Origin of the sequence: uncultured Veillonella sp. (genome assembly GCF_938010505.1) — a bacterium.
GTDB lineage: Bacteria > Bacillota > Negativicutes > Veillonellales > Veillonellaceae > Veillonella.
Map to the genome: position 1 here is coordinate 1 of NZ_CALLVP010000039.1, position 2,634 is coordinate 2,634.

Sequence of the window (2,634 nt, forward strand, 5' to 3'; positions counted from 1 at the left end):
AAACGCCGAAAGTACTTGGCTGGAGACGGCCTGGGAGGATAGGAAGCTGCTGATTGCTTAAAGGCACACCTAAGGGTGTGTCTTTTTTTTATGTGTGGCTTCCTATCCTCCCAGGGTACCTAGTGAGCAGGGCAGTAGAAGATGGAGAAGCGAAGCGACGACAGATTCACTGCATCGCTTAGTTCGGAGCGTAAGATGGCCATGTAGCTATGCTACATAAGGCCATCCACAGCGACGAACACCCAGTATCCTGGAGGGAAAAGCCGTACATAAGAACTTGCTGATTGACTAAAAGAAAAAGGTCTACCTAAGGTAGGCCTTTTTCTTTTTGCTCATCTTCGACTAGCTAACCCTGCTAGAACCGTCTCCAGCCAAGGTTGTACAAGTATTAACTATGGATAGTAATATATAAGACGGTGTGGGAAGGGTAGGGTGTTAGGCCACAGAGGAGTGAAACGACGTATGGGACCCACACATCACCTTCTTCCGAACGTAAGATTTACCGAACTGCGAAGCGGTGAAGGTAAATCCACAGTGAGGAAGCAAGTAGGGCCACCGAAAAGTAATTAGATCTATGCGACGCATACGCCCATTGCATCAGGTTCGACGAAGCCCTAAAGAGTGTACTGTGCATTAAACTATTGTATTATATATTGCCATGGGCGAGTGTGATAGGAAGCCGTGGCTAGTGGTAGATATAAACTTTATCTAACCGATACTGCGGTGCGCAGCACCTATGGTATCGCATCGTAAACTAGTTGAGTAACTTTAAATTTATGTAAATTAACTATAGGTAATCAATTTCACAGCACATATCACCAATGGTATTATCGAACCGTAAATTACTTGAGTATCTCGAAACTTATGTAAATTACTATTCTAATAGCCCACCCTTGACATATCGAAAAAAATAGATATAATAATATTGAGATATATGAGTATCTATTCATATATGATACAACTATTATGAATCCTATTCGATTAAGAGGTGATAGAATGAATCCTGTAAGAACAATTGAAAGAATTATTAAAGCTCCTGATATTCATTGGGTAGGCACTGGATTTAGAGTACGTCAGTACTTTCCTGATGGCGATGAGTCACCTATGCTTGATCGTATGTCTCCATTTTTGTTACTCGACTATAACGAGCCATATTATTTTGAGGCCAGTCCTTTTGATACAGGTGTCACTCCACATCTCCATAAAGGCTTTGAAACGGTAACATTTTCTTTTTCCGGCTCCATTGAGCATAAAGATACAGCTGGTAATAGTGGTGTTATTCACTCTGGTGATGTGCAATGGATGACTGCAGCTAGTGGTGTTTTGCACAAAGAATTTCATGAAAAAGAATATGCAAAGCGGGGACGTTTGTTCCATGCTTTACAATTATGGGTAAATCTACCTGAACGTCATAAAAATGATGCACCTGCATATCAATATATACCTGCTACCAGAATGGGGCGGTATCGATCTCTTGATGAAACAATCGATGCCATCGTTTACACAGGTGCTTTCAGACATATAACAGGTCCTGCTAAATTTCATACACCGATGAATATTTACAAATTAAAACTTCAACCTAATTCATGGATCTCTATTTCTGAGAATATGACTTGGAATACAGGATTCCTTGTGATTAATGGTACAGGTAGTGCCAATGGTGAAAGCATAGAATTTGCAGACTTTGTACTTTTCAACAATGATGGAGAGTGCTTTGAGGTAGAGTCTGGTGATGAAGGTCTTGAAATCTTCGTTATCACTGGAGAACCACTCAATGAACCAGTGGTAAAACAAGGGTCATTTGTTATGACAAATAAAACCGAGCTTCTCCTCGCTTATGGGGAATACAAAAACGGTAAATTTGGCCGCGAAGAAGCTATTATGTAATATAACACCCTGATTTATAATGGCGTACATCAGGGTATTTCTTGTAAGTAATGTATCCTGAGACACATTATTTTATATTGATTATGGTATAATATTGCGTACAATGTTTTGATAGGAGGTTTTATGACTAAAAAAATTGCGGTCCTCGTGAATGAGGATACAATGCAGCGCTGTTCTTGTGGCGGTTGCTTAAAAGCATTTATGAATAAAGCAGATTCCTTTGAGCGTTATGCTGATGAGGATATTGAGTTGGTGGGGTTCACACATAGTGGTGGGGATCTTGCTAAGAAAATTGAGTCTTTCAAGAAAAAAGGCGTTACTACGGTTCATCTTTCTACGTGTACTCGTGGTAAGAATGAAAATTATGAAAGCATTGCTGAACAATGTGCCGAGGCAGGTTTTGATGTAGTAGGCTATACACATGGTAGTGCAGTTTCTAAAGAGGGTAAAGAGGCTGTTGTACTTTTAGCTAAAGCCGTCGCAACAGATGAATGATTGTTCCATTATTCATTCTATATTTATCATGAAGTAATATTATATAGGTAGTGTGGAAATTCTGGCGTTTTCTTACATTTTATATTGTTTTATTATTATATAGCTATATCATTGTTTAAGAGGTTGAGAGAATGAACAAGAAACTTACAGCGGCTACTTTATCTGTTGCTATGGCAGTGACGATGGCACCAGCTATTATGCAAACGGCTTCTGTTAATGCTGCATCTGCTGCGGTACAATCTTTAGCTGGTG

The 2,634-nt window shown here is 39.7% G+C and carries 2 protein-coding genes; both read left to right on the forward strand.

The genetic code is table 11. The annotated features are described in order from the left end of the window. Window positions 1–996: 996 nt before the first annotated feature. Window positions 997–1,887: a pirin family protein gene (locus Q0507_RS01930; RefSeq protein WP_298711582.1), complete on the forward strand. Its 891-nt coding sequence runs from the start codon at window positions 997–999 to the stop codon at window positions 1,885–1,887. A 123-nt stretch (window positions 1,888–2,010) separates the two neighbouring features. Next, complete coding sequence (locus Q0507_RS01935; protein WP_298711584.1) at window positions 2,011–2,382, forward strand: CGGC domain-containing protein; 372 nt, start codon at window positions 2,011–2,013, stop codon at window positions 2,380–2,382. The last annotated feature ends 252 nt before the right edge of the window (window positions 2,383–2,634 follow it).

Coding starts and splice junctions, on each gene's coding strand:
- Q0507_RS01930 (WP_298711582.1), top strand. CDS start 997: ATGAATCCTGTAAGAACAATTGAAAGAATTATTAAAGCTCCTGATATT.
- Q0507_RS01935 (WP_298711584.1), top strand. CDS start 2,011: ATGACTAAAAAAATTGCGGTCCTCGTGAATGAGGATACAATGCAGCGC.